Below are 25,090 nucleotides of genomic sequence, written 5' to 3'. Positions count from 1 at the left end.
GGAGTTTCAGCATGTAGAGCATCCAAACATGTCTAGCTACAACACCGCCTGCAACAGTACGTCTCATATAAGGCATTGTATCTTTAGATTACAACGCGTTAACCCTGAATTATTTAAACATTGTTAACGCGCACACAATGCGAAGTTAACCAACACTATAGACGTCAAGAGTTTAAACAGACAATTTAGGCATGTGCATAACTGTCTCGCGCTACGTCAAAGGCGCTACATTATGTTTCTTTACCGTCGCAAGAACGATACAAAAATCGGCACAGGCACCTAGCCTGGCAAGTAATGAGCACAAGGCGGCCAGTCCAGCCCTGCCTGCTTGTTCCTGACCATTAGGGTCGATACCATCTAGTACGTTATTTAGCTCGACGCAGACACTTTCGGAGACGCACACATGTACCAAGGCCTGGCCCTGTATATCAATGGTCAATTTCTGGACAGCCAGGGTCGCACGACTCAGCCTGTCATTAACCCGGCTAATGGTCAGATCCTGGGACAGTTACCGCTGGCCAGCCGGGCCGACCTGGACGCCGCCCTGGACGCCGCGCACAAGGCATTCCAGAGCTGGCGACACAGCTCGCCGCTGGAGCGCAGCGCCATTTTGCGCAAAGTCGCCGAACTATCGCGCGAACGCGCCCAGGACATCGGCCGCAATCTAACTCTAGACCAGGGCAAACCGCTGGCCGAGGCCGTGGGCGAAATCATGTCCTGCGCCGACCACGCCGACTGGCACGCCGAAGAATGCCGCCGCATCTATGGCCGTGTCATCAGCCCACGCAACCCAAAAGTGCGCCAGATGGTGCTGCGCGAGCCCATAGGCGTATGCGCCGCCTTCACCCCCTGGAACTTCCCCTACAACCAGGCCATACGCAAAATCTGCGCGGCCATCGGGGCCGGCTGCACCATCATCCTGAAAGGTCCGGAAGATTCGCCCAGCGCCGTCATGGCCATTGCCCAGGCCTTCCACGATGCGGGCCTGCCACCCGGCGTGCTGAATATTGTCTGGGGCGTGCCGCAAGAGGTGTCGGACTACCTGATCCGCTCGCCCATTGTGCGCAAGGTCTCGTTCACCGGCTCCGTACCGGTGGGCAAACAGTTGGCCGCACTGGCCGGCGCACACATGAAGCGCATCACGATGGAACTGGGCGGTCATTCGCCCGTGCTGGTACTGCCCGATGCCGACGTAGCGCGTGCCGCCCGCCACTTGGCCCGCTTCAAGATCCGCAATGCCGGTCAGGTATGCATCTCGCCCACTCGCTTTTATATTCATGACGACATCTACGACACTTTCGTGCAGCGCTTCACCGACGAGCTGGCCAACGTGCGCGTAGGCGACGGCTTGGACCCCGACACCCAAATGGGTCCTCTGGCGCACGAACGCCGTGTCCCGGTCATGAAGCAGTTTGTGGACAACGCCCGCCAATTGGGCGGCAAAGTCATTCTGGGCGGGGAGCGCATCGAAGGCGAAGGCTTTTTCTTTTCGCCCACCGTGGTCACGGACCTGCCCGACCACGCCATGCTGATGACCGAAGAGCCTTTCGGCCCCATTGCCCCGCTCACCCGCTACACCGACCTGGACGATGCCATCCGGCGCGCCAACAGCCTGCCCTTCGGCCTGTCCGCCTACGCCTTTACGCAATCCCTGCAAGCCGCGCACCAATTGGCGAACGAGCTGGAGGCGGGCATGGTCAACATCAACCATTTCGGCAGCTCCTTGCCCGAAACACCGTTTGGCGGCATCAAGGACAGCGGCATCGGCAGCGAAGGCGGCGCAGAAACCTTCGACGGCTACCTGATCACCAAATTCGTCACGCAAATCTAAGCGCAACGCGGGGACATCCGAATAGGATGCCCCCGAGCCGCCCACGTCCGAACGGCTAGGGGCAAGCCCTACTGCCTCTTTCACCCCAGACCCGCTAGCATATTCAAACAACTGTTTGAATAAAGGGAAAAGGGTGAAGCGCTCCGATCGTACACAAGCCGCCATTCTCGACGCAGCCGAACAACTGTTCGCGCTGCACGGCCACGAAAACACGTCCATGCGCCAAATTACGGCGCAGGCAAGCGTGAATCTGTCCGCCGTCAACTACCACTTCGGCAGCAAAGATGGCCTGACCCAGGCGGTATTCCAACGCCGCCTGAACGCCATCAACCGCGAACGCCTGGAAAAACTCGCGCACTACCGTCAACTGGCGGGCACAGGACCACTGAAAGCCTCGCAGGTTGTGGACGCTTTCTTCGGCCCGCTGATCCGCCTGGCCGGCGAAGGCCCGAACCGCTCCTTTATCCCCCTGCCCGGCGGCGACAGGCCCGCCCCCCAGGACTTTATCCAGTCCATCTGTTGGGACGAGCAGGTCGCCATTTTTCTGCCCTTCAAGCAGGCCCTGCTCGAATCCCTGCCCAGTGTCCCCGAGGAAGAAATCATCTGGCGTTTTCATTTCATGCTGGGTGCCACCTCGTACGCGCTTATGGGCACGCAATCGCTGCGTCGGGCTTTGCATCTGCCCCTGAACGACAGCCAAGACAGCGACCAACAACTGCAAGAGCGCCTGATGAGTTTTCTGCTGGGCGGTCTGCGTGCCCCCCTGCCCGAATCATCAACTACGCCACGCCCGCTGTCCTGTACCTGAAGCTGGCGGCGCGTTCCTTCACTTTAGCTAGCCGGAGTTCCTATGTTTCTGACTGCGCTGTTGATACTGATCCTGCTTGGCTGCGCCTACCTTCTGAAAAACCGGGAGCTGCGCATGAAATGGCTGAGCCGCCCCATCTACCAGGCGTTTTCCCGCGTGCTGCCCACCATGTCGCAAACCGAACGCGACGCCTTGGAGGCTGGCACGGTCTGGTGGGAAAGTGAGCTGTTTCGCGGCAAACCAGACTGGGACACACTCAATGGCTACCCGCCTTTTCAGTTAAGCCACGACGAGCGCCAGTTTCTGGACAACGAAGTCAACACCGTCTGCGCCATGATCGACGATTGGCAATTAAGCCAGCACGACCTGGACATGCCGCCGCCGGTCTGGGATTACTTAAAACAAAATCGATTCTTTAGCCTGATCATCCCAAAGGAGTACGGCGGGCGCGGCTTTTCCGCGCAAGCCCATTCCGCCGTGGTCGCCAAGCTGTCCACGCGCAACTCGGCGCTGTCCGTGTCCGTGATGGTGCCCAACTCGCTGGGTCCGGCCGAACTGCTGCTGCACTATGGCACCCCCGAGCAAAAGCAGCACTACCTGCCGCGCCTGGCGGACGGACGCGATATACCTGCTTTTGCACTGACCAGCCCCTGGGCCGGTTCGGACGCCGCCGCCATTCCCGACTCCGGCATTGTGTGCATGGGTCAGTGGCAAGGCCGCCAAGTGCTGGGCATGAAAGTCACCTGGGACAAGCGCTACATTACCCTGGCTCCGGTCTGCACATTGCTGGGCCTGGCCTTTCGCCTGTACGACCCCGATGGCCTGCTGGGCGACGAAAAAGACATCGGCATTACCTGCGCCCTGGTGCCCAGCGACCACCCGGGCGTACAGACAGGCCGGCGTCACTTTCCGCTGAACGCCATGTTCATGAACGGCCCGACACGCGGCAACGATGTTTTCATGCCGCTGGAGTTCATTATCGGCGGCCCCGCGATGGCCGGCCAGGGCTGGCGCATGCTGATGGAATGCCTGGCGGCAGGCCGCTCCATCTCGCTGCCGGCCTCCTTTACCGGCATGGCCAAGCTGACCAGCCGCGCCGTAGGCGGCTATGCCGCCGTGCGCACCCAGTTTCGCAGCCCTATCAGCAAATTCGAAGGCGTAGAAGAAGCCTTGGCGCGCATTGCCGGCCACACCTATGCCATGGACGCGGCCCGGACCATGACCGCTGCCGCTGTGGACCTGGGCGAAAAACCGTCGGTCGTCTCGGCCATCGTCAAATATCACATTACCGAACGCGGCCGCATCGTGGTCAACGACGGCATGGATGTCATCGGCGGCAAGGGCATCTGCCTGGGCCCGTCCAATTTCCTGGGCCGGGCTTATCAACAATTGCCCGTAGGCATCACCGTGGAAGGGGCCAATATCCTGACGCGCAGCCTGATCATCTTTGGCCAGGGAGCCATTCGCTGCCACCCCTACATTCTGGACGAAATGAAAGCGGCGCTAAGTACCGACCGCGAAGCAGGTTTGCATCGCTTCGATACCGTCTTCTGGGCCCATGTGCGCTATACCCTGGCCAATACGGTTCGTGCCTTGGGTCTGGGCCTGGGCGGCTGGCGTTTGCTGCGTGGGCCCGGCGACACAGCCCGCGCCATGCGGCCTTACTACGCACAAGCCAGTCGCTACAGCGCCGCCTTCGCCCTATTAGCTGATGCGTCCATGCTGGTGCTGGGCGGTTCACTGAAAATGCGCGAACGCTTGTCCTCGCGCCTGGGCGATGCCCTATCGCAACTGTATATACTCAGCGCCGTGCTCAAGCGCTATCACGACGAAGGCCAGCAAACCGAGGACACCCCGCTGGCCCATTGGGCTGCCCAAGATGCCTTGCAACGTACTCAACAGGCACTAGATGGTGTGCTGCGCAACTTGCCCAACCGCCCACTGGCCTGGGCGCTGCGCTTGCTGGTCTTTCCGCTGGGCACGCGCCGCCTGGGACCGAGCGACAAGCTAGACCATGCCGTAGCCACGCTGCTGACCCAGCCCGGTGCCGCACGCGACCGCCTGACCCACGACACCTATCTGCCGCCCAACGAACACGAACCCGTCGGAGCCATCGAAGCCGCCTTGCAGGCAACCCTGAACACCCGCGAGATCGACGCCAAAATCCGCCAGTTCGAGAAAAGTGGTCAGTTGGCCACCAACCCCAAAGCCAATGTGCGCGATCTGGCCGAGGCGGTGTTTCAGGCCGGTGGCATCACTGCCCAGGAATACGATATGGTCAAGGTACGCAACACCCTGCGGGACCGAGTGATCGCCGTGGACGACTTCCCGTTCGATCTGCATCCCGACTCCGCCCCTCCCCAGACGATGAACAAGGAACCCGACCATGAGCGTTGAACCTGTCTACATCATCGATGGCGCACGCAGCCCCTTTCTGAAAGCACGCAATGCACCCGGCCCGTTTTCGGCAGGCGATCTGGCCGTACAGACAGGGCGCGAACTACTCCTGCGCCAACGCTTTGCCGCTCCCGACCTAAGCGAAGTGATCCTGGGCTGCGCCGCCCCTAGCGCCGACGAAACCAATATCGGCCGCGTTGTGGCCCTGCGTCTAGGCGCGGGACATCGCGTGCCTGGCTGGACTGTCATGCGCAACTGTGCCTCGGGCATGCAGGCGCTGGACTCGGCCATCATGTCCATCCAGACAGGCCGCTCCGATCTGGTCTTGGCCGGCGGCGTGGATGCCCTGTCGCGCGCGCCGGTCCTGGTCAGTGATGAAATGGTGCGCTGGCTGGCCGGCTGGGGGAAAGCGCGCGGCCTGCCCGATCGTCTGCGGTCGCTGGGATGCCTGCGCCCCCATATGTTCAAGCCGGTCATCGGCCTGCTCAAGGGGCTGACCGACCCCATCGTGGGCCTGTCCATGGGACAGACGGCAGAGAACCTGGCACACCAGTTCGGCATCACCCGCCAGGACATGGATACCTACGCCGCCCGCAGCCATCAACTGGCCTTGCAGGCCCGACACGACAAGGCCTTCGACGAAATCGTGCCGCTGACCGACGCGCGCGGCACGCACTACCCGCAGGACGATGGCATACGCGCCGACTCCACCCCCAACAAACTGGCCAAACTGCGCCCCGTGTTCGATCCGCCCTGGGGCAATGTCACCGCCGGCAACAGTTCCCAGGTCACCGACGGTGCCGCGCTGCTGATCCTGGCCAGCGAAGCCGCCATACACGAACACAAACTCGAACCCATAGGCCGTATTCTGGATACGCAATGGGCCGGACTGGACCCGGCCACCATGGGCCTGGGCCCGGTGTTTGCCGCCACACCCATTCTGGAGCGCAACCGGCTAGGCCTGAACGCCCCCGATCTATGGGAAATCAACGAAGCCTTTGCCGCCCAGGTTCTGGCCTGCCGCGCCGCCTGGAACGACGACACCTGGTGCCGCCAGCATCTGGGGCGCGATGCGCTGGGCCTGCTGGATATGGACAAACTGAATGTGGATGGCGGAGCCATCGCCATCGGCCATCCGGTGGGCGCATCCGGTGCCCGCATCGTATTGCACTGCCTTCAGGCACTGCGCCGGCGCAATCTGCGTCTGGGACTGGCCGCCATCTGCATCGGCGGCGGCCAAGGCGGTGCCATGCTCATCGAATCGCTGCAAGGAGCCCAATCATGATCCCCGTCGCCTCGCTCGAACTGCAGAATTTCGCCCTGTCCACCGACGAACAGCATATTGCCTGGTTAAAAATTGACTGCGCCGGCAGCGCGGTGAACCGCTTGTCGGCCGACGTGCTCCAGGAGCTGGCGCGCGTCTTGGATTATCTGAACAGCCAGGTGCCTAACGGACTGGTGATCTACTCCGGCAAGCCAGCCGGCTTTATTGCCGGTGCCGACATTGACGAATTTGCCGAACTGGATAACGCACAAAAAGGACAGGCCCTGGTCACACGCGGCTGGCGGCTGTTCAACAAACTAGCCAAGCTGCCCTATCCCACGCTGGCCTTGATCCAGGGGCATTGCCTGGGTGGCGGCCTGGAACTGGCGCTGGCCTGCCGCTACCGTCTGGTCGTGGATGTGCCCGACACACGCCTGGCGCTGCCCGAGGTCATACTGGGCATCTTCCCCGGCTGGGGCGGGATGATGCGTCTGCCCCGCCTGATCGGTCCCGCTGCCGCCATAGACCTGATGCTCAGCGGCAAAGCGGTGGACGCCCGCAAAGCCGTCAGCCTTGGCCTGGCCGATGCGCGCGTGCCGACACGGCTGGCCATGCAGGCCGCTGCCCAACACGTCCTCAGCGGCAAACCGGCACGCAAGGCACGCGGTATTCCCGCCCTGCTCAACCAGACCTGGCTACGCCCCCTGGTGGCCCGCCAAGTAAGCAAACAAATAGACCGGCGCGACCCCTATCACCATTACCTCGCGCCGCGCGCCATTCTGGACGTCTGGGCAAAGCACAATGGCAATGCCCTGAAGGCCCCCGAACTGATCGAACGCCTGACCCAATCCGATACGGCACAAAATCTGCTGCGTGTCTTTCATCTGCAAGAACGGCTGAAAAGCATAGGCAAACGCACCACAGCGGCGGACATTGCCAGACTGCACGTAGTGGGGGCGGGAGTCATGGGCGGAGATATTGCGGCCCTGTGCGCCCTGAAAGGCATGACCGTCACCCTGCAAGACCAGGACCGCGACCGCATCGCCCAGGCGCAAGGGCGCGCCGCCGTCCTGTTTCAACGCCGCCTGAAAGACCGCAGGCTGATACAAGCCGCGCTGGACCGGCTGATCCCAGACCCCGAAGGCCACGGCGTGCCGCACGCCGACCTCGTACTGGAGGCCATCTTCGAGAATATCGACGCCAAACAAGCCCTGTACGCCGCCCTGGAACCCCGGCTCAAACCAGGTGCGATCCTGGCCACCAATACATCCAGCCTGTCGCTGACCGAGCTGGGTCGCAGCCTGTTGCAGCCGGACCGGCTGGTGGGCATCCATTTTTTTAATCCGGTTGCGCGCATGCCATTGGTCGAAGTGGTGGAAAGCACGCGGTTGGCACCCGATGTGCGCAGCGCCGCCTACGCTTTTGTACACCAGATCGGAAAATTGCCGCTGCCGGTCAAAGACAGCCCCGGCTTCTTGGTCAACGCCGTTCTGGCTCCTTACATGCTGGAGGCGATGCGCTGCGTGGACGAAGGCCTGTCCCCCGCCACCGTCGACAAAGCCATGGAGCAATTCGGCATGCCAATGGGACCATTGGAACTGGCCGATACCGTCGGGCTGGACATCGCCCGCGATGCCGGCATGCAACTGAGCGCCGATACCCCCTTGCCCACCTGCCTGAAACAGCACCTGGACCACCAAGAACTGGGGCGCAAGAGCGGGCAAGGCTTTTACACCTGGAAAGACGGCAAGGCTCGCAAACCCGACGCCGCCACCGTGCCGCCCGAGCTGGCCGAGCGACTGATCCGTCCGCTTATCGCCAAAACCCGCGAACAAGTTCATATCGGCGTCGTCAGCGACGAGGACCTGGCCGACGCAGGCGTGATCTTCGGCACAGGTTTCGCTCCTTTTCTAGGAGGCCCCCTGCATTACAAAGCGGCGCAGAAACAACACTCCTAGCACGGATTGGCATAAGTACCTATACGCCGAATGGCCTAGGTCATGCACCATAGAAAAACAAACGGGCGTTTTAAAAATGCCCCACGTGCCCTGCCACCAAGACTGGAGAAGACACATGAAAAAGACGGTTGTTGCTTTACGAACAATTCCCGCCCTGCTCATGGCACTGGGTGCCGGCCAGGCCCACGCGGCAGGCTTTAACCTGCTCGAACAGAATGCCAGCGGCCTGGGCAATGCCTACGCCGGCTCGGCGGCCATTGCCGATAACGCCAGCACCATCTACTTCAATCCAGCCGGCATGGCCCTGCTGCCAGGCGGCAACTTCTCGACCGGCCTGAACGCCATCAAACCCACCTTCAAATTTTCCGACGACGGCAGCACCCTGCCGCTGGGCATAACACGCGGAGCATCCCGTCCCGCCACCGGCAACGAAGGCGGAGACGCCGGCAAATGGGCCGCCGTGCCCAATATCTACCTGTCCCATCAATTAACACCACGCTGGTGGGTCGGCCTGGGCATAGGCGCACCCTTTGGCCTGACCACCGACTACGAAGAAGGTTGGATGGGCCGTTACCATTCCGAAAAATTCGCCATCGAAACCATCAACGTCAACCCATCGGTGGCCTACAAGGTCAACGATCAATTGTCCCTGGGACTGGGCGTGAACTGGATGCACATCGATGCCGACTACCGGCTGGCCACGCCCGCCGGCTTTCACCCCGTGCTCGGCCCGCTGGATCTGGGCACCCGCGTCAAAATGAAAGGCGATGCCTGGGGCTGGAATGCCGGCATTCTGTACCAGGCCACGCCCAGCACACGTCTGGGACTGTCCTACCGCTCGCAAGTCAAGATCACCGCAGACGGCACCACCAAGCTGCGCAACCGCAACATTCCCGCCGGCATTCCTGCCCCCAACGCCAACTGGGATGCCCAAGCCACCATCAAACTGCCCGATACCGCCATCTTCAGCGTGGTGCATGACCTGAACACGCGCTGGCAACTGCTGGCCGATATTTCCTGGACAGGTTGGAGCAGCATCCCGCGCCTGACCATCGAGAACAGCGGCCCCGGTGCCCAGAATGCCGATCTGGAGCTGAAATTCAAAGATGCCTGGCGCATCGCCCTGGGAGCCAATTACCACTACAACGAGCAATGGACCCTGAAAGGCGGACTGGCCTGGGACCAATCCCCCGTGCGTGACGACAACTACCGCCCCACCTCGCTGCCCGACACCGACCGATACTGGCTATCCCTGGGGGCACAATACCGGCACAGCAAAAACGCCACCTGGGATTTCGGCTATACCCACCTGTTCCTGAAAAAGACCGACATCAACAACGATTCGGATCTGGCCAAACGCGGCCTGGTGCGCGGCACCTACAAGAACAGCGGCGACATCCTGGGCGTGCAGTTCAGCTATCGTTTCTAAAGACCGGCTATGGCACGCAGCCGCCGTATGGAACTGCTCCGACGCCTGCCGCCTCGCTGGCGCTCGCGTCTGCTGCAGCTCGGCTTTAACTGGCACCCCGCCTTTCGCGCCACTGGCGGACGTGTCCACACCGTATCACACGACCTGCTGCATATCGTGGTGCGCCTGCCGCTGCGCCGGCGCACCCGCAATATCGTAGGCTCGCTATACGGCGGCTTTCTATTCGCTATTACCGACGGCGTGCATGCCGCCATGCTGATGGCAGGCCTGAACCGCCCGGTGGTGGTCTGGGACAAGGCGGCACAAATTCGTTACCGCCGCCCGGGCTACCAGACGCTGTATGCCAATTTTCACATCAGCCCCCAGGAACTGGACGATATACGCCATCGACTGGACCAGCATCACGAGACAGACGCCACCTTCACAGTCCAGATCCAGGACCCGCAAGGCCAGATATACACCATTGTGGAACGCACGCTATACATCGCGGACGCCGACTTCTACCGGCAAAAATCAACATCACGCTGACTCCCCAGGAGGACCGCCACATGTTTACCCATCGCTGTGCCGCTTTAACCCTTTCCCTTTTTCTGGGCCTGTCCACTACACATGCCGCCACCATTGCCGGCGTCACCGTCCCCGATAGCGCCACTGTCCAGCATCAGGCCCTGACACTGAACGGTGCCGGAGTACGCACAAAAGTATTTTTCGATATTTACGTCGCCGCCTTATACACGAAAGCACGCACCCAGGATGCGCGCGCCATCATCTACGATCGCCAACCACGCCAGATGCGTCTGACCTTGATGCGCAACCTGGATGCCCAGACTCTGATCGATGCCCTGAAAGAGGGCGTGCATGCCAACCTGACCGAGCCTGAACGGCAAGAAATCGGTCCCGCGCTGGAGCAGTTCGAGCAACACATGCGCTCGGTAGGCCAGGCCAAGACAGGCGATCTGGTGCAACTGGACATGGACGCGCAAGGCTTGCAAATTCTCTTTAACCAGACTGTGCTCGGACGCGTAGACCACCAGGACCTGGCCCCCGCCCTGCTCAAAATATGGCTGGGCCACAAGCCAGTCCAGTCGTCCCTCAAGCAAGCCCTGCTGGGTCTGTCCTGACCTTACGGAGCGCGCCATGAAACCGATCTGGCTGCAACACTACCCAGCTGGCATTCCTGCCAGCATCGAGGACCAGGCCCTGCAGTACCCATCGCTGCTGTCCGTGTTCGAACAAAGCTGCGCCCAATTCGCCCAGCGTACAGCCTACATCAGCATGGGCCAACACCTAAGCTACCAAGAACTGGAACAGCACGCCCTGGCCCTGGCCGGGTGGCTGCAGCATGCAGGCGTGCGCAAGGGAGATCGCGTCGCGCTGATGATGCCCAATCTGTTGCAATACCCCATCTGCCTGTACGGAGTGCTGCGCAGCGGGGCCATCGTCGTCAACACCAACCCCTTGTACACAGCGCGGGAACTGCGCCACCAGTTACAGGACAGCGGCGCACAAACTATTATCATTGCCGAAAACTTCGCTCATGTCCTGCAGGAGATCCTGCCCGACACCCCCATCAAACGCATTATCGTCACCCGCGTGGGCGATCGTCTGGGTGCCTTCAAAGGCTGGTTGGTCAATCAGGTGGTCAAACACATCAAAAAAGGCGTGCCGCCCTGGTCCCTGCCGCAGGCAGTGCCCTTCAATACCGTCTTGTCCCAAGGACGCGCCCATCCGCCAGCACCAGTTACGCTGAACCACGAGGACATCGCCTGCCTGCAATACACAGGCGGCACCACTGGCGTTGCCAAAGGTGCCATCCTGACGCATGGCAATCTGGTGTCCAATCTGTGCCAGGCACTGGCCTGGATACAGCCCTATCTACAGTCTGATAAGACCGACTGCGTCGTCACCGCCCTGCCGCTCTACCATATCTTCGCCTTCACGGCGAATTGTCTGGTCTTTCTGCGCCTGGGTGCCCAGAATCTGTTGATCGTCAATGCGCGTGATATCCCCGCCCTGGTCAAAGACATGGGTACGGTGCGCTTTACCGCCATCACCGGCGTCAACACCCTGTTCAATGCCCTGCTCAATAATCCGAATTTCAAAAAACTGGATTTTTCATCCCTGCGCTTTACCCTGGGCGGAGGCATGGCCGTGCAAGAAGTCGTGGCGCAACGCTGGCTGCAAGCGACCGGCAAGCCTTTGGCCCAGGCTTATGGTCTGACCGAAACCTCGCCAGCCGCCACCATCAATCCTCTGGACAAACTCGAATTCACCGGTTCCATCGGCCTGCCGGTACCCTCGACTGCGCTGAGCATACGCGACGAGCAGCAAAACGACATGCCCATCGGACAAACCGGCGAACTTTGCATTCGAGGTCCACAAGTTACGCCCGGCTACTGGCAACGTCCCGACGAAACCGCCAAGGTGTTCGATCGGGACGGCTTTCTGCGCACCGGCGACCTGGGCTATATGGACGAACAAGGCTACGTCTATATCCTGGACCGCAAGAAAGACATGATTCTGGTGTCCGGCTTCAATGTGTACCCCAACGAAGTCGAAGCCGTGGCCGCTCAGCACCCTGACATTGTGGAATCCGCCGCCATCGGCATACCGGACGAACACTCGGGCGAAGCGGTCAAACTGTTCGTGATTCGTCGCAACCCGGAACTGACCGAGGCCCAGGTCATCGCTCACTGCCGCGAGAGCCTGACCGGCTATAAAGTGCCGCGCCAGGTGGAGTTCCGCGACGAGCTGCCACGCACCAATGTGGGAAAAATCCTGCGCCGGGAGCTGCGCACGCGCGCTGCAGTTTGAGGAGGGGTAATCGTCCGAACTGTTGGTTGTTCCACGATTCTCTAAGGAATCTCGCGCCGGTACAGCGAGTACCCACTGACGCGCCAGCGTGTGCCGGTTTGCGTATCGTAGTAGCCGCCTTGAGCCGAGAGGCCTTCGCTCTCTACTTTCCATGTCCGGCCGCCGTCACGACTCAACGCGATGACGTCTTTCGGCAGCAAACCCGACTCGTCCACACCGTCAACCAAAAGGGCCTTGCTGGGCGTCAGGTACAGGGCATAGCCAGTAAAGCCAGCGTCGAACGTGTGCATCACATCGACGCCGCCAAGGCGTCGTATCAATACCTGGCTTTGTCGAGGCGCGGCGTCGGGAGCGGCCCAGTATGGCGGCAGTCCAGTCTGGCTAAGGATATAAAGGCGACCCTCACCATCATCGGCGATATCCATGACGGTTTGCTCGGGCAAGGTGAACGCAAGTTTAGGCTCGGTGTCGTTCCAGCGCAGCGTATGAACCTGACTGTGGTTGCCACCGGTATCACGGACCAAGAAGGCAAAGCGCAGCACGCCGTCCTTGCCCAGGGCAACGAGATCGAATTCGGCTCGTTCGTCCTCGGGATCGCGAGCTTGTTCAGGTATGGAAATTTCTGTCCAGCTACTACCGCCATCAGTAGTGCGCCAGATGCGCGGTCCCCAACCAATCAGGTAGCCGCGTTGTGGGTCAAGAAAACGCAGATACGTGATGTTTTGGTTTTCAGGCCATTCCAGTTGTTCCCAACTCAAGCCCTGATTGGTAGATTTGAACAGCTTAGTAATTTGAGGGGCATAGCGTACCCCTTTTTTTATGTCATAACTATTCGTCCAGCCGGTCGTAAGATAAGCAGTACTCCAGTCTGGGGCCAACCACCAGTCTGCCTTTTGGGCACGTTCTTCGAATGTCCGTTGAGGGTTTTCGAGTGTTCCGGAAAAAATATGGACGGAGCGGCGATTTCGGCGTTCGTTGACGCTATACATCCATTGCTCTGTGTACTCCAAACGTGAATTTGGATCAGCCAACTGCTCCTTAGTCATCGGTTTAGTTTTGGTTTCTGGCTTTGAAAGCTTCATGGATACGACTTGATCGCCCCGAATGCGGAAATCACCCGGTCCGTACGGCTTATCTTGCTTCATAAATGTAGAGCTAACTTTGGTCCACATAGGGCCTCCATGCATCATGCCGACCAGCACTGCCAAGGCGACCAGAAGATAAATGATGTGTTTCTTTCTGAGTTTGGGCATCGGTAGTTAGAAGCACAAATAGCGGGTCAATGACTTTTGAACGTGCTGGGCATAACTTCCAGTTCATATTGTTGAACCAGCAGATTGACCATACGGTTCGGGTAGCGGCGGCAAACAATAGTGATGCTATTTCCTTTCATGTTGCCATTAAGGCCATCTTCCATATTGTTTTGCAAATTCCATCGTGCATATCTAAGCCACCGTTGTCCCACATGTGATAGCCGAGGCTCTAATATGGACCGATGGGCCAAAAATGCGGCTGTGTGCGGCCGCTGAACGCCGAAAAAACGCGGTGATTTCGTAAAACTACCGCATGATGAAAAATGCGCCAGATTACATAGATGTAATCGTCCGAATTGTCGGTTGTTCCACGATTCCCTAAGGAATCTCGCGCCGGTACAGCGAGTAGCCGCTGACGCGCCAGCGTGTGCCGGTTTGCGTATCGTAGTAGCCGCCTTGAGCCGAGAGGCCCTCGCTCTCTACTTTCCATGTCCGGCCGCCGTCACGACTCAACGCGATGACGTCTTTCGGCAGCAAACCCGACTCGTCCACACCGTCAACCAAAAGGGCCTTGCTGGGCGTCAGGTACAGGGCATAGCCAGTAAAGCCAACGTCGAACGTGTGCACCACATCGACGCCGCCAAGGCGTCGTATCAATACCTGACTTTGCCGAGGCGCGGCGTCGGGAGCGGCCCAGTATGGCGGCAGTCCAGTCTGGCTAAGGATATAAAGGCGACCCTCACCATCATCGGCGATATCCATGACGGTTTGCTCGGGCAAGGTGAAGGCAAGTTTAGGCTCGGTGTCGTTCCAGCGCAGCGTATGAACCTGACTGTGGTTGCCGCCAGTATCACGGACCAGGAAGGCAAAGCGCAGCACGCCGTCCTTGCCCAGGGCAACGAGATCGAACTCGGCTCGTTCGTCCTCGGGATCACGAGCTTGTTCAGGTATGGAAATTTCTGTCCAGCTACTACCGCCATCAGTAGTGCGCCAGATACGCGGTCCCCAACCAATCAGGTAGCCGCGTTGTGGGTCAAGAAAACGCAGATATGTAATATCCTGGTTCTCCGGCCACTCCAGTCGCTGCCAGTCATGGCCATGATTAACAAACTTAAAGAGTTTGGTGATCTGAGGAGTATAGCGTTCACCTGGTTTGGGTTCGTCATAGTAGTCCATCCAACCTGTGGCCAGGTAGATGGTGCTCCAATCCGGTGCTAGCCACCAGTCGGCTTTCTGGGCGCGTTCTTCAAATGTTCGTTCTAGGCTGTTGAGCTCGCCGGCTAGGATACGAACGGAGCGACGATTAGCGCGTTCGTTGACGCTATACATCCATTGTTCAGTGTACTCCGAACGTGAATTTGGATCAGCCAACTGCTCCTTGGTCATCGGTTTAGTTTTGGTTTCTGGCTTTGAAAGCTTCATGGATACGACTTGATCGCCCCGAATGCGGAAATCACCCGGACCGTACGGCTTATCTTGCTTCATAAATGTAGAGCTAACTTTGGTCCACATAGGGCCTCCATGCATCATGCCGACCAGCACTGCCAAGGCGGCCAGAAGATAGATGATGTGTTTCTTTCTGAGTTTGGGCATCGGTAGTTAGAAGCGCAAATGGCGGGTCAATGACGTCAGCGCGTCGTCAAGAGCATTGCCGACAGTGTCTTTGGCCGATTCATACATATCACCCATGGCGTGCAGCGCGCTGCCACCCCAGTCTTTAGCAACTTCAATGGTGGAATCAATGGCTTGTGACCAGGTTTCCCCGTCCAGCCACTCTTCAATATTGGGCTGGCCCCCAATATTGACCAGATCGCTCATCGGCAGATCGGCTAGTCCAGCATCCAGGTAGGCTGGAACATGAGTCTGGAAGGCGAAGGTTTTGAACGTGCTGGGCATAACTTCCAGTTCATATTGTTGAACCAGCAGATTGACCGTACGGTTCGGGTAGCGGCGGCAAACAATAGTGATGCTATTTCCTTTCATGTTGCCCTTAAGGCCATCTTCCATATTTTCTTGCAAATTCTTACGCGCATCTCTAAGCCATTCTTGCCCGCCTACGGATAACCTCGAATTCAACTTTGCCCCATAATTTGAGCAGTAGTAATAGCCGTAGCTGACGTAATAATCCGGTGGTCGATGACCGCAGCCGATGTGGCGTACCATGAAGTTGGCATGACGCGACCAATTGTCATCGCTGCTGCTGGCGACGATGAGTTGGTCTCGGTTTAAGAGCAGTTTTCGCGCTACGACCAGATCGTCCCAGGGATTCCATTCGCTGGACCATGCCTTGAAGGCCTCCCTCGTGGAAACGCCCGATTTGGCGACGTATTCCTCATGCAGCGGCCGATAGTAGAACTCGCAGTTGCCTAGGATTGAGTCCGCCGCGGGAGTGACTCTCTTGTCACACAAAGTCGCGCTGACCCGCGCTGGAGTTGGGTCTGATGCGGGCAAATAAGAGGCCTGTGCTTCGCCCAGGATAATTTCCTTTGTCGTCATAGCCGTTAATCTCTCAGCGGTTGGATAGTCGAATCGTCAGGCATCTCGTTAATGGACAGGCCGGCTTCGCCGGCATCATTGCTGCGACCGTCCAGGATCAGTTCGCCTTTACGGTTGGAAATCCGATAGCGCGTATGCACTGCAGGAATGTCGGCTCCGTCCAAGGTGATGGCGACCGCGAAGACACGGCAGTTAATACAAAACCCTGTCATTTCAATTTAATAGAAATGATTAGATTCAAATTCCCAGCAGCGGGTTGGAATAAAATGGATAGTAATGCTCAATAGAGATCGAAGCAAACCGAAAAACAATAACAGCAATAACTAAAAGCGTGGTTTTAAAAAAAACCAGCAACAAGATTGAAAAACAAAGAGCTATAACCACGAATTTTATAGCCGTCAAATTTTTTGAATTAAAAATAATGTGACTACAAAGCCATTCCATGAATCACATGGAAAAACCATTAAAATTACATGAAAAAAAATATGAAACGGCACCTGATTATTTATTTTTGAAAAATTACCGATTCAGAAACACAGCCGAAAGAATCAAGCCAAATAAAATTGGACGAATTAGATACGTATTGCCAGATTGATCGGGCCTTTCCAGACTGCCAAACCAACGCCGATCACTTGTCGCCTTGTAAATGAAACCAAGGTCTGGAACGCTGGCGTGTCGCTTTGATGACTGCGCGTTGCAGCAAGCAGCCTTCGCAACACGTAACTAGGACATAGCCTGAAAAAACGCAGCCCGAGCAAGGCCCCCGACTCTGTTACGGTCGTAGCACCCTGGCGTGCGCAGGGGCGCGCTTAATAACTGAAGTGCTTATAAACAAATAAGAATCAGATCGTTCGCTGCATTCGGAGCGCTCTTTAGAATGGAATAAACCATTCTTATAACTGAGTGTCAGTATGCACGCCCTGTCCCGTCTTTCGGAGTCAAACCGCGGCCTGATCCAGCAGATCGCCGAGGAACTCGATCCCTTCTCCCTGAACTGGCTGTCCGGCTATCTGGCCGGCGTTGCGCAAGTACGCAACGGCGGCGCACTAACACAGCCCACAAGCGCACCGGAACTATCCTTGGTGCCCACTCCGGCACAAAAACCAGCCACCATCATATTCGGCAGCCAGACCGGCAACGCCCAGCGTGTCGCCCAAGCTTTTGCGCAGCGCTGCGAAGCGGCCGGCATTGCCGTGCGCTTGCTGCGCGCCGACCGTTACCCGACCCGCGAACTGAAAGACGAACGCCTGCTGTACATCGTCATCAGCACCCAGGGCGAAGGTGATCCGCCGGATGACTCCATCGCATTCTTTGAATTCCTCTCGGGTGCCCGCGCCCCCAAACTGCCCGCACTGAAATATGGCGTACTGGGCCTGGGCGACTCCAGTTACCCTCTATTTTGCGGCATCGCCGAAAAGATCGACCAACGGCTGCAAACATTGGGTGCCCAACGTCTCCAAGACACCGGACTGGCCGACCTGGACATAGACACCGTTGCCGGTCCCTGGCAGGATCAGGCTTTCGCGCTGCTGGACAAGGACCGCCAGGCCGCCGCCCCCACAGCCACCAGCAATATCACTGTGCTGGACACGCATGCGCGTGGCAGTACATACAGCCGCGAAAAGCCATTCCAGGCCACCGTCCTGCAAAACCAAAGCATTACCGCACGGGACAGCACACGCGACATCCGCCACTACGAGCTCTCTTTGGAAGGCAGCGGTCTTAGCTACCAGCCCGGCGATGCCCTGGGTGTTTGGCCCACCCAGAACGAGACCTTGGTCCAGGCCGTCATCCAAACACTGCAACTGGACCCACAAGAGCCCGTTACCGTGCAAGAGCACAGCCGCAGTCTGCAGGAATGGCTGCGCCACTACCGCGAACTGACCCAGCTGACCAAGCCATTTCTACTCGAATTGGCCAAGCGCAACAACGATCCCGCCCTGCAGGCCGCCGTCAGCCCCGATGGCCTGCCGGCTTTACAGGAACTGTTGGGCACGCATCAAGTCCTGGATGTACTCAAGCGCTTTCCGGCCGCCTGGACGGCGGGCGAACTGGTCGCCGCACTGCGCCCCCTGGCACCACGCATGTATTCGATTGCGTCGAGCCAGTCCGAAGTGGATGAAGAAGTCCACCTGACCGTGGCTAATGTGCAGTATCAATTCAACGAACAAGACCGCTGGGGCGTGGCCTCGGACTATCTGGCCCGACTGGCCGAAGGCGATACCGTCCCTGTCTTTGTCGACCCGAACACGCGTTTTCGCCTGCCGGAAGACACCAGCCGCGACGTCATCATGATAGGCCCGGGCACCGGCGTGGCTCCGTTTCGCGCCTTTGTGCAGGAGCGCAGCGCCCAGGGCGGCGATGGTCGTAACTGGCTGTTCTTCGGTAACCCTCATTTCCATTCCGACTTTCTTTACCAGACCGAATGGCAGCGCGCCTTGCAAGACGGCCAGCTGCACCAGCTGGATCTGGCTTTTTCGCGCGACCAACAGGAAAAAATCTACGTGCAGCACCGGCTGCTGGAAAAAGCCGCCGACATCTACGCCTGGATACAGGGCGGTGCGCATATCTATGTATGCGGCGATGCCAGCCGCATGGCCAAAGATGTGCATCAGGCCCTGCAAGAAATCGCCCGCCGGCAAGGCGGCCTGGATGCCGAGCAGGCCCGTGCCTGGCTCGAAGATCTGTCCGCCCAGGGCCGCTACGCCCGTGACGTCTACTGAATCAAGAACATGACCGACAAGAAACTCGCCCCCATCGAACAGCTCAAGCTGGACAGCAACTACCTGCGCGGCACGCTGACCCAAGGCTTGGCCGATCCGATTACCGGTGCCATCAGCGAAGACGACAACAAGCTGCTCAAATTCCACGGCAGCTACCAACAAGATGACCGGGACCAACGCGACGAGCGCCGCAAGCAAAAACTGGAACCGGCCTTCAGCTTCATGATCCGCGCCCGTCTGGCCGGCGGCATCGTCACGCCCGCCCAATGGCTGGCATTTGACCAGATCGCGCGCGACTGGGCCCAGTTCGGCCTGCGCATCACCACACGCCAGACCTTTCAGTGGCACGGCGTGCGCAAACCTTTTCTAAAGCCCACCCTGCGCGCTATCCACGACGCCCTGTCCACCACCCTGGCCACCTGTGGCGACGTCAACCGTCAGGTGGTCAGCGCCACCAATCCGCTGCTGTCCGAACAGCACGCCCTGGTGCAAGAGTGGGCCGACAAGATTTCCGATACCTTCCTGCCCAAAACCACGGCTTACGCGGAAATCTGGCTGGACGGCAAGAAAATCGAGGAAGCCACGACCGGCCAAGATAGCGAACCGGTCTACGGACAGCTCTATCTGCCGCGCAAATTCAAGATCGGCATCGCGGTGCCGCCGCTCAACGATGTGGATGTGTTCGCTCAGGACATTGGCCTGATCGCCATTATCGAAAACGACCAGTTGCTGGGCTTTAACGTAGCCATAGGCGGGGGCATGGGTTCGACCCACGGGGACGACAGCACCTATCCACGTCTAGGCAGTGTCATCGGTTTCGCGCGCCCCGAACAAATACTGGCTGTGTGCGAAGCCATCATCACCACGCAACGCGACCACGGCAACCGGGACGAACGCCGCCATGCGCGTCTTAAATACACGGTGGACCGCCTGGGCGCGGACTGGTTTCTGGAAGAAATCCAACGCCGCAGCGGCCAGACGCTGGAACCGTCGCGTCCCTACCACTTCGATCACAACGGCGACCGCTTCGGTTGGGTCAAAGGGGCCAATGGCCGCTGGCACCTGGGGCTGCGCGTGGACTCGGGCCGTCTCATGGATACCGAAAACGGCCCTTGGCTGTCCGGTCTGCGGGCCATCGCCCAGATCCATAAAGGCCATTTCCGTCTGACCTGCAATCAGAACCTGATTGTGGCCGATGTTGCCACGCGCGACAAAGCCAAAATCGACGCCCTGGTGACCGAACACAAGCTGGACGTCTACAAAACACAAAGCGGCATACGCAGCAGCACCATTGCCTGCGTCGCCTTGCCCACCTGCGCGCTGGCCATGGCCGAAAGCGAACGCTATGCCCCGATACTGCTGCCCAAGCTGGAAGCCTTGCTGGATCAGCATGGCTTGCGCGACGAGCGGATCGTGCTGCGCATCTCCGGCTGTCCGAACGGCTGTTCCCGCCCCTACCTGGGCGAAATTGCCCTGGTCGGCCGCGCATTGGGCCGCTACGACCTGCGCCTGGGGGCCAACTTCAGCGGCGAACGCCTGAACGTGGTCTACCGCCAGAACATCCCCGAAACCGAGATCCTGGACATTCTGGGCGAACTGTTTGGTCGTTTCGCCGCCGAACGCGTAGCCAACGAACATTTCGGCGACTTCCTGGTGCGCGTCGGCGTCGTGGCCGAACCCACCCCACGCTTGATTCCTTTGGTATTGCAACCCGCCTGACCATGACTCTGTTCCCTTTGTTCGCCAACCTGAAACATCGCGCCGTACTGGTTATCGGCGGCGGCGAGATCGCTGAACGCAAAGTCCGGCTGATGCTGGCCTGCGGCGCGCGCGTCACCGTCGTGGCCCCCCATGTCGTTGATACCTTGCAGGAATTGGCCCGACTGGAACGCATCACGCTCATCGCGGCCAGCTATCAAACCAGCCATCTGAACGGTGCCTGGCTGATCATTGCCGCCACTGATCAGCGCACCGTCAACCAGCGCATCGCCCAGGATGCCCAGGACGCCCGCATCCTGGTCAATGTGGTGGATGACCCCGAACTGTCCAGCTTCCAGGTGCCGGCCATCGTGGACCGCTCCCCTCTGATCATCGCTATTTCGTCCACCGGTTCGGCCCCCATGCTGGCACGCCGCGTACGCGAACAACTGGAGACCATGATCGACCATTCCGTCGGTGCCTTGGCCCGTCTGGCTCACGACTACCGCAGTGCCATACGCCGCGCCCGTCCCGAACTAGGCCCGCGGCGACGTTTTTATGATTGGCTGATGGACGGCCCCGTCGGCGCTGCCTTGCGCAGCCAACAAGGCGAACAAGCCCGTCAGGCACTGGAACAAGGTTTGCACACCCCCGAATCCGCGCAAGACAAGCAAGGTCGCGTCATTCTGGTCGGTGCCGGTCCAGGCGACCCCGGCTTGCTGACCCTGAATGCGCTGCGCGCCCTGAATCGCGCCGATGTCATCCTGTACGACCGGCTGGTCTCCGACCAGGTCATGGAACTGGCCCGCCGCGATGCAACACGTATTTTTGTGGGTAAGCAACTGGGGGAAGACCACCACCAGACGCAGGCCCGCATCCACGGCCTGATGGTCGAACATGCCCGTGCGGGCCACACCGTCGTACGCCTGAAAGGTGGCGATGGCTTTATTTTTGGACGAGGCGGCGAAGAACTGGAATATCTGGCCGAACAGAAGGTGGCCTTCGAGGTCGTGCCGGGCATTACGGCCGCCGTGGCCTGCGCCGCCTATAGCGGCATCCCGCTGACCCACCGCGATCACGCCCAGTCGGTGCAGCTGGTAACCGCACACCGGCAAAGCGGCCATTCCATTCAGGACTGGAACCCGTTACTGGACCCCACACAAACCGTGGCCGTGTATATGGGCCTGCAGCAAATCCTGCTGTTTTGCGACGACTTGCTGCTGCGCGGTCGCGATGCCGATACCCCCTGCGCCCTGGTGGAAAACGGCTCACGCCCCGAACAGCGCACCTTGCTCTCCACGTTGCAGCGTATCGCCCGCGATGCCCGGCAGCACGACTTTAAAAGCCCGGCCATTCTTATCATCGGCCAGGTCGCGGCCTTGGGCGCATCGCTCTCCTGGTATGGCGAACTGATCGATCAGTTCAGCCCATACGAGCACCAGGTACACAAAGACCAGATCCTGGAACTGGCCTGACGCGGCAACACCCCGTCGCCAACACAGGGGACCAGAACGACACGCCCCCTGATGTCTTTGACGTTTATATATCGACAGCAGAACGTGCCATAGGCCCTTCGTCTGCCTTTGGCTTGTGCTACTTTTGCCCTGCCACCGCAAACAAAGACCGCAACAGGCTGTCTAATACATAGCCGATCAAGCCGATCAAGACAATGACGGCCATCAGCTCCGAATACGCCATACGATCGCGCGTGTCCAGCACCAGATAGCCCAGACCGGCCGATACGCCCAGCATCTCGCACGGTACCAGCACAATCCACAGCACGCCGATTGCCAAGCGGCTGCCGGTCAACACCGAACCCACAATACCGGGTAGAACCAGATAAAGCAGTGTTTCCAGCCGCGTCGCCGCCAGGCTGCGGCCCAACATCAGCCAGCGTGGATTCAGATGACGCACGCCTGATGCGGTATTGAGCAGCACCGGCCATACCCCCGCCACACCCAACAGAAAATAGATAGGCGCATCGCCGATACCAAAGGCCATGACGGCAATCGGCATCCAGGACAAGGGCGAGATCATGCGCAGAAACTGGAACAAGGGAGTCAACGCCGCATGCGCGCGCGACGACAGACCCAGCAGCAATCCCGCTGGCACGCCCACCCCCAGCGAAATCGCCAAACCCACCGCAATACGCTGCAAACTGGCCCCCACGTGCAGCCAGGTATCCGACCAGCCCAGCATATCGATCAGGCTGGCCAACGCCGGGCCAGGCCCGAACTGCTGCATCAAAGTACTGTCGCTGGCGGCAATCGCCAGCCACCACAACAACACGCCGGCCGTCAGCCCCCCTACTCCCCAAGCCAAGGAGCGCAAGGTGGACGACAGCACGCGGCGACGCCTGGCGTGCTCGCTGACCACCGCCCCGCGCGCCTGAACCGATACGGACACAGACGTACTCATGCGACGATGGTCTCCGTACGCGTGTACCGCTCAGGCAGACCGAATCGCGCCAGCCCGCCTTGCTTGCGCACAGCCTCGCGCACAAAACGATCATCCACCAAGTCGGCCGCCACACGCTCAGGCGACAAACCATCCAGAAACCCACGGTCCCCTTGAATCAAGGTGCCCTGCAACATGCGCACCAATGCCTCGGTATAGCTGGGGAACGGGTACGGTTGAAAATCAATGCGCTTGTCATCCCAGTCCGGGTGGCGGATCACTCCCGAGTCCACATACTGCTTACGATCGGCCGGATCAGGAGCCAGCACTTTCAGCAAATTCGCCTGAGTATGCGGGGTATAGCGGCCCGCGCCGTCACGCGACAAAATCTGCGCCGTCTCGGCACGATGATCCCGTATCCATATCTGCGCTTTGACCAAGGCATCGACCACGCCCTGCGCCCATTGCGGACGAGTCTGCAAATCATGCTCGTGCATGAACGCCACACAACAGGCATGGTCGCGCCAGACATCGCCGGTAAAGCGCAAAATGCGGCCCGCCCCTTGCGTTTCGGCCATGACATTAAAAGGCTCGGCCACCGTAAAACCGGCAATACGGCCAGATGCCAGAGCAGGCGGCATATCGGCCGGAGCCATCACCACCAAGTTCACTTCCTGGGCCGTCACCGGTTGCGACCCACGCGAGACCGGCGTCAAACCATGCGCCTTGAGCACATGCTGCAAGACCGCATTGTGGATGGAATACCAAAAAGGAATCGCCACCGTGCGGCCACCCAACTGCTCGACAGAAGAGATGTTTTTATCGACCGTGATGGCCGAACCGCTCATGTGGTTCCAGGCCACCACCTTAGCCGGAACCTTGCTGCCATAGCGACCCCATACGGTCATGGGCGTGAGCAAGTGGACCAGATTGACCTGCCCGGCAATAAAGGCCTCGATCAACTGTGCCCAACTGCGCACCATGACCGGTTTTTCCACCGCAATGCCGGCCTCTTCAAAATAGCCGTTGTTATGCGCCACCAACATAGCGGTGGCATCGGTAATGGGCAAGTAGCCGATACGCAGCGGCGCAACCGGCTCGGCCTGCGCCCGCGCGGCACGCTGGGCCAACAGCGGAGCGGCACCGGCCGCCGTAAACAACGAAGCCAGCTTGAGCAGATCGCGCCGGGTACGGAAGGTAGGGGAATCAGTCATGACGGCATACCTTGAGAAAAGGAAGAATGAACCGCCTGGGTCAGACTCTGCTCCAGGCAGGCCACAATCTCCAGACGTATCGCCTGAAGCCAGGCATCCAAATGAAAACGGGGGTGGGCCGGGCAGGACCATTCGCGCTGCAAACCAGCAGGCCGCCCACCCAGCAACAACACGCGATCGGCCAGCAACAAGGCCTCGTCGATATCGTGGGTAACCAGCACAATGGCGCAGCCGGTCTGTTCGCGGATAGACAAAATCAGTTGCTGCATCTGACGGCGCGTGACCTCATCCAGGGCACCGAACGGCTCGTCCATCAACAATACCTGCGGACGACGCGCCAGACAGCGCGCAATCGCCACCCGCTGCGCCATGCCGCCGGACAAGGCCGATGGACGCAGATGGCGGCTGTCATATAAACCCACTTGCCGCAGCGCCTGAGCCACGCGGCCACGACGCTCAGACGCCGTCACACGCGGCTGACGCGCAAACCCCAGGCCAAAGCCCGTATTGGCTTGAACAGTCAGCCAAGGCAGCAAAATGGCCTCCTGAAACGCCATTGCCAGCGCCGGATGCACGCCACGCACCGTCTGCCCCAAAAAACGCACCTCACCCTGCGTGGGCGCATGCAAACCAGCCAGCACGCGCAACAGGGACGATTTACCAACACCGCTGGGACCCAGCAAAGCGACGATCTCGCCGGCCCGCACAGACACATCCAGACCTTGCAAGACCGTCTGACCCTCGTAGGCCAGCGTCAACCCTGAACCCGACAGCAGCACCTTTTGCGACGGGCCTATAGACATAGCGG

The 25,090-nt window shown here is 59.5% G+C and carries 19 protein-coding genes; 12 read left to right on the top strand and 7 right to left on the bottom strand.

The features are described from left to right. The first annotated feature begins 403 nt into the window (after positions 1-403). From AADW57_RS01570 to AADW57_RS01530, 9 genes are all read left to right on the top strand, one after another. Complete coding sequence (locus AADW57_RS01570) at positions 404-1,831, top strand: NAD-dependent succinate-semialdehyde dehydrogenase (protein WP_341668307.1); 1,428 nt, start codon at positions 404-406, stop codon at positions 1,829-1,831. 133 nt (positions 1,832-1,964) lie between these two features. After that, positions 1,965-2,639 (top strand): TetR/AcrR family transcriptional regulator, encoded by a 675-nt coding sequence (locus AADW57_RS01565; protein WP_341668306.1) that lies wholly within the window; start codon positions 1,965-1,967, stop codon positions 2,637-2,639. Positions 2,640-2,681: 42 nt separating this feature from the next. Next, a complete protein-coding gene (locus tag AADW57_RS01560; protein WP_341668305.1) occupies positions 2,682-5,036 on the top strand; it encodes an acyl-CoA dehydrogenase in 2,355 nt (784 codons plus the stop codon). Next, positions 5,026-6,321: an acetyl-CoA C-acetyltransferase gene (locus AADW57_RS01555; RefSeq protein ID WP_341668304.1), complete on the top strand. Its 1,296-nt coding sequence runs from the start codon at positions 5,026-5,028 to the stop codon at positions 6,319-6,321. Before AADW57_RS01560 ends, AADW57_RS01555 begins: the two co-directional genes overlap by 11 nt. Continuing rightward, the gene (locus AADW57_RS01550) at positions 6,318-8,258 is read left to right on the top strand and encodes a 3-hydroxyacyl-CoA dehydrogenase NAD-binding domain-containing protein (protein WP_341668303.1); all 1,941 of its coding nucleotides are present in this window, start codon (positions 6,318-6,320) and stop codon (positions 8,256-8,258) included. Before AADW57_RS01555 ends, AADW57_RS01550 begins: the two co-directional genes overlap by 4 nt. Positions 8,259-8,373: 115 nt before the next feature. Continuing rightward, on the top strand, positions 8,374-9,687 hold the full coding sequence (locus AADW57_RS01545; RefSeq protein WP_341668302.1) for an OmpP1/FadL family transporter: 1,314 nt from the start codon (positions 8,374-8,376) through the stop codon (positions 9,685-9,687). Between the two features lie 9 nt (positions 9,688-9,696). After that, entirely contained in the window at positions 9,697-10,215 is a 519-nt protein-coding gene (locus tag AADW57_RS01540; RefSeq protein ID WP_445819166.1) for a DUF4442 domain-containing protein, read from the top strand. A gap of 20 nt (positions 10,216-10,235) precedes the next feature. After that, on the top strand, positions 10,236-10,808 hold the full coding sequence (locus tag AADW57_RS01535; RefSeq protein WP_341668300.1) for a chalcone isomerase family protein: 573 nt from the start codon (positions 10,236-10,238) through the stop codon (positions 10,806-10,808). A gap of 16 nt (positions 10,809-10,824) precedes the next feature. Further along, positions 10,825-12,501, top strand: a complete 1,677-nt coding sequence (locus AADW57_RS01530; protein ID WP_341668299.1) for an AMP-binding protein — start codon at positions 10,825-10,827, stop codon at positions 12,499-12,501. 41 nt (positions 12,502-12,542) lie between these two features. Here AADW57_RS01530 and AADW57_RS01525 read toward each other — a convergent pair whose 3' ends face one another. The 4 genes from AADW57_RS01525 to AADW57_RS01510 all read right to left on the bottom strand — a co-directional run bounded on the left by AADW57_RS01525 (position 12,543) and on the right by AADW57_RS01510 (position 16,462). After that, entirely contained in the window at positions 12,543-13,754 is a 1,212-nt protein-coding gene (locus AADW57_RS01525) for a WD40/YVTN/BNR-like repeat-containing protein (protein ID WP_341668298.1), read from the bottom strand. A gap of 378 nt (positions 13,755-14,132) precedes the next feature. Continuing rightward, on the bottom strand, positions 14,133-15,347 hold the full coding sequence (locus AADW57_RS01520) for a glycosyl hydrolase (protein ID WP_341668297.1): 1,215 nt from the start codon (positions 15,345-15,347) through the stop codon (positions 14,133-14,135). Between the two features lie 6 nt (positions 15,348-15,353). Beyond that, a complete protein-coding gene (locus AADW57_RS01515; protein ID WP_341668296.1) occupies positions 15,354-16,250 on the bottom strand; it encodes a hypothetical protein in 897 nt (298 codons plus the stop codon). A 5-nt stretch (positions 16,251-16,255) separates the two neighbouring features. Further along, the gene (locus tag AADW57_RS01510) at positions 16,256-16,462 is read right to left on the bottom strand and encodes a hypothetical protein (protein ID WP_341668295.1); all 207 of its coding nucleotides are present in this window, start codon (positions 16,460-16,462) and stop codon (positions 16,256-16,258) included. A gap of 699 nt (positions 16,463-17,161) precedes the next feature. Here AADW57_RS01510 and AADW57_RS01505 point away from each other — a divergent pair. The 3 genes from AADW57_RS01505 to cysG are packed head-to-tail and all read left to right on the top strand — an operon-like array spanning position 17,162 to position 22,146. After that, positions 17,162-18,973, top strand: a complete 1,812-nt coding sequence (locus tag AADW57_RS01505) for an assimilatory sulfite reductase (NADPH) flavoprotein subunit (protein ID WP_341668294.1) — start codon at positions 17,162-17,164, stop codon at positions 18,971-18,973. A 9-nt stretch (positions 18,974-18,982) separates the two neighbouring features. After that, complete coding sequence (cysI, locus tag AADW57_RS01500) at positions 18,983-20,692, top strand: assimilatory sulfite reductase (NADPH) hemoprotein subunit (RefSeq protein ID WP_341668293.1); 1,710 nt, start codon at positions 18,983-18,985, stop codon at positions 20,690-20,692. A 2-nt stretch (positions 20,693-20,694) separates the two neighbouring features. Then, positions 20,695-22,146, top strand: a complete 1,452-nt coding sequence (gene cysG / locus AADW57_RS01495) for a siroheme synthase CysG (RefSeq protein ID WP_341668292.1) — start codon at positions 20,695-20,697, stop codon at positions 22,144-22,146. Between the two features lie 118 nt (positions 22,147-22,264). Here the strand turns inward: cysG and AADW57_RS01490 are convergent, their stop codons facing one another. The 3 genes from AADW57_RS01490 to AADW57_RS01480 are packed head-to-tail and all read right to left on the bottom strand — an operon-like array spanning position 22,265 to position 25,085. Beyond that, positions 22,265-23,089 (bottom strand): ABC transporter permease, encoded by an 825-nt coding sequence (locus AADW57_RS01490; protein WP_445819165.1) that lies wholly within the window; start codon positions 23,087-23,089, stop codon positions 22,265-22,267. Next, a complete protein-coding gene (locus AADW57_RS01485) occupies positions 23,086-24,282 on the bottom strand; it encodes an ABC transporter substrate-binding protein (RefSeq protein ID WP_341668291.1) in 1,197 nt (398 codons plus the stop codon). The genes AADW57_RS01490 and AADW57_RS01485 overlap by 4 nt, the downstream gene beginning before the upstream one ends. Then, positions 24,279-25,085 carry an ABC transporter ATP-binding protein gene (locus tag AADW57_RS01480; protein WP_341668290.1) on the bottom strand — a complete coding sequence of 269 codons (807 nt, stop codon included), beginning with the start codon at positions 25,083-25,085 and terminating at the stop codon, positions 24,279-24,281. Before AADW57_RS01480 ends, AADW57_RS01485 begins: the two co-directional genes overlap by 4 nt. Positions 25,086-25,090 lie beyond the last annotated feature (5 nt).

Source organism: Alcaligenes sp. SDU_A2, assembly GCF_038237375.1.
In the GTDB taxonomy this organism is placed as follows: Bacteria; Pseudomonadota; Gammaproteobacteria; order Burkholderiales; family Burkholderiaceae_B; genus Alcaligenes.
Note: the sequence above shows the minus strand (reverse complement) of the source record. Positions and strands in the feature narration are given on the sequence as shown.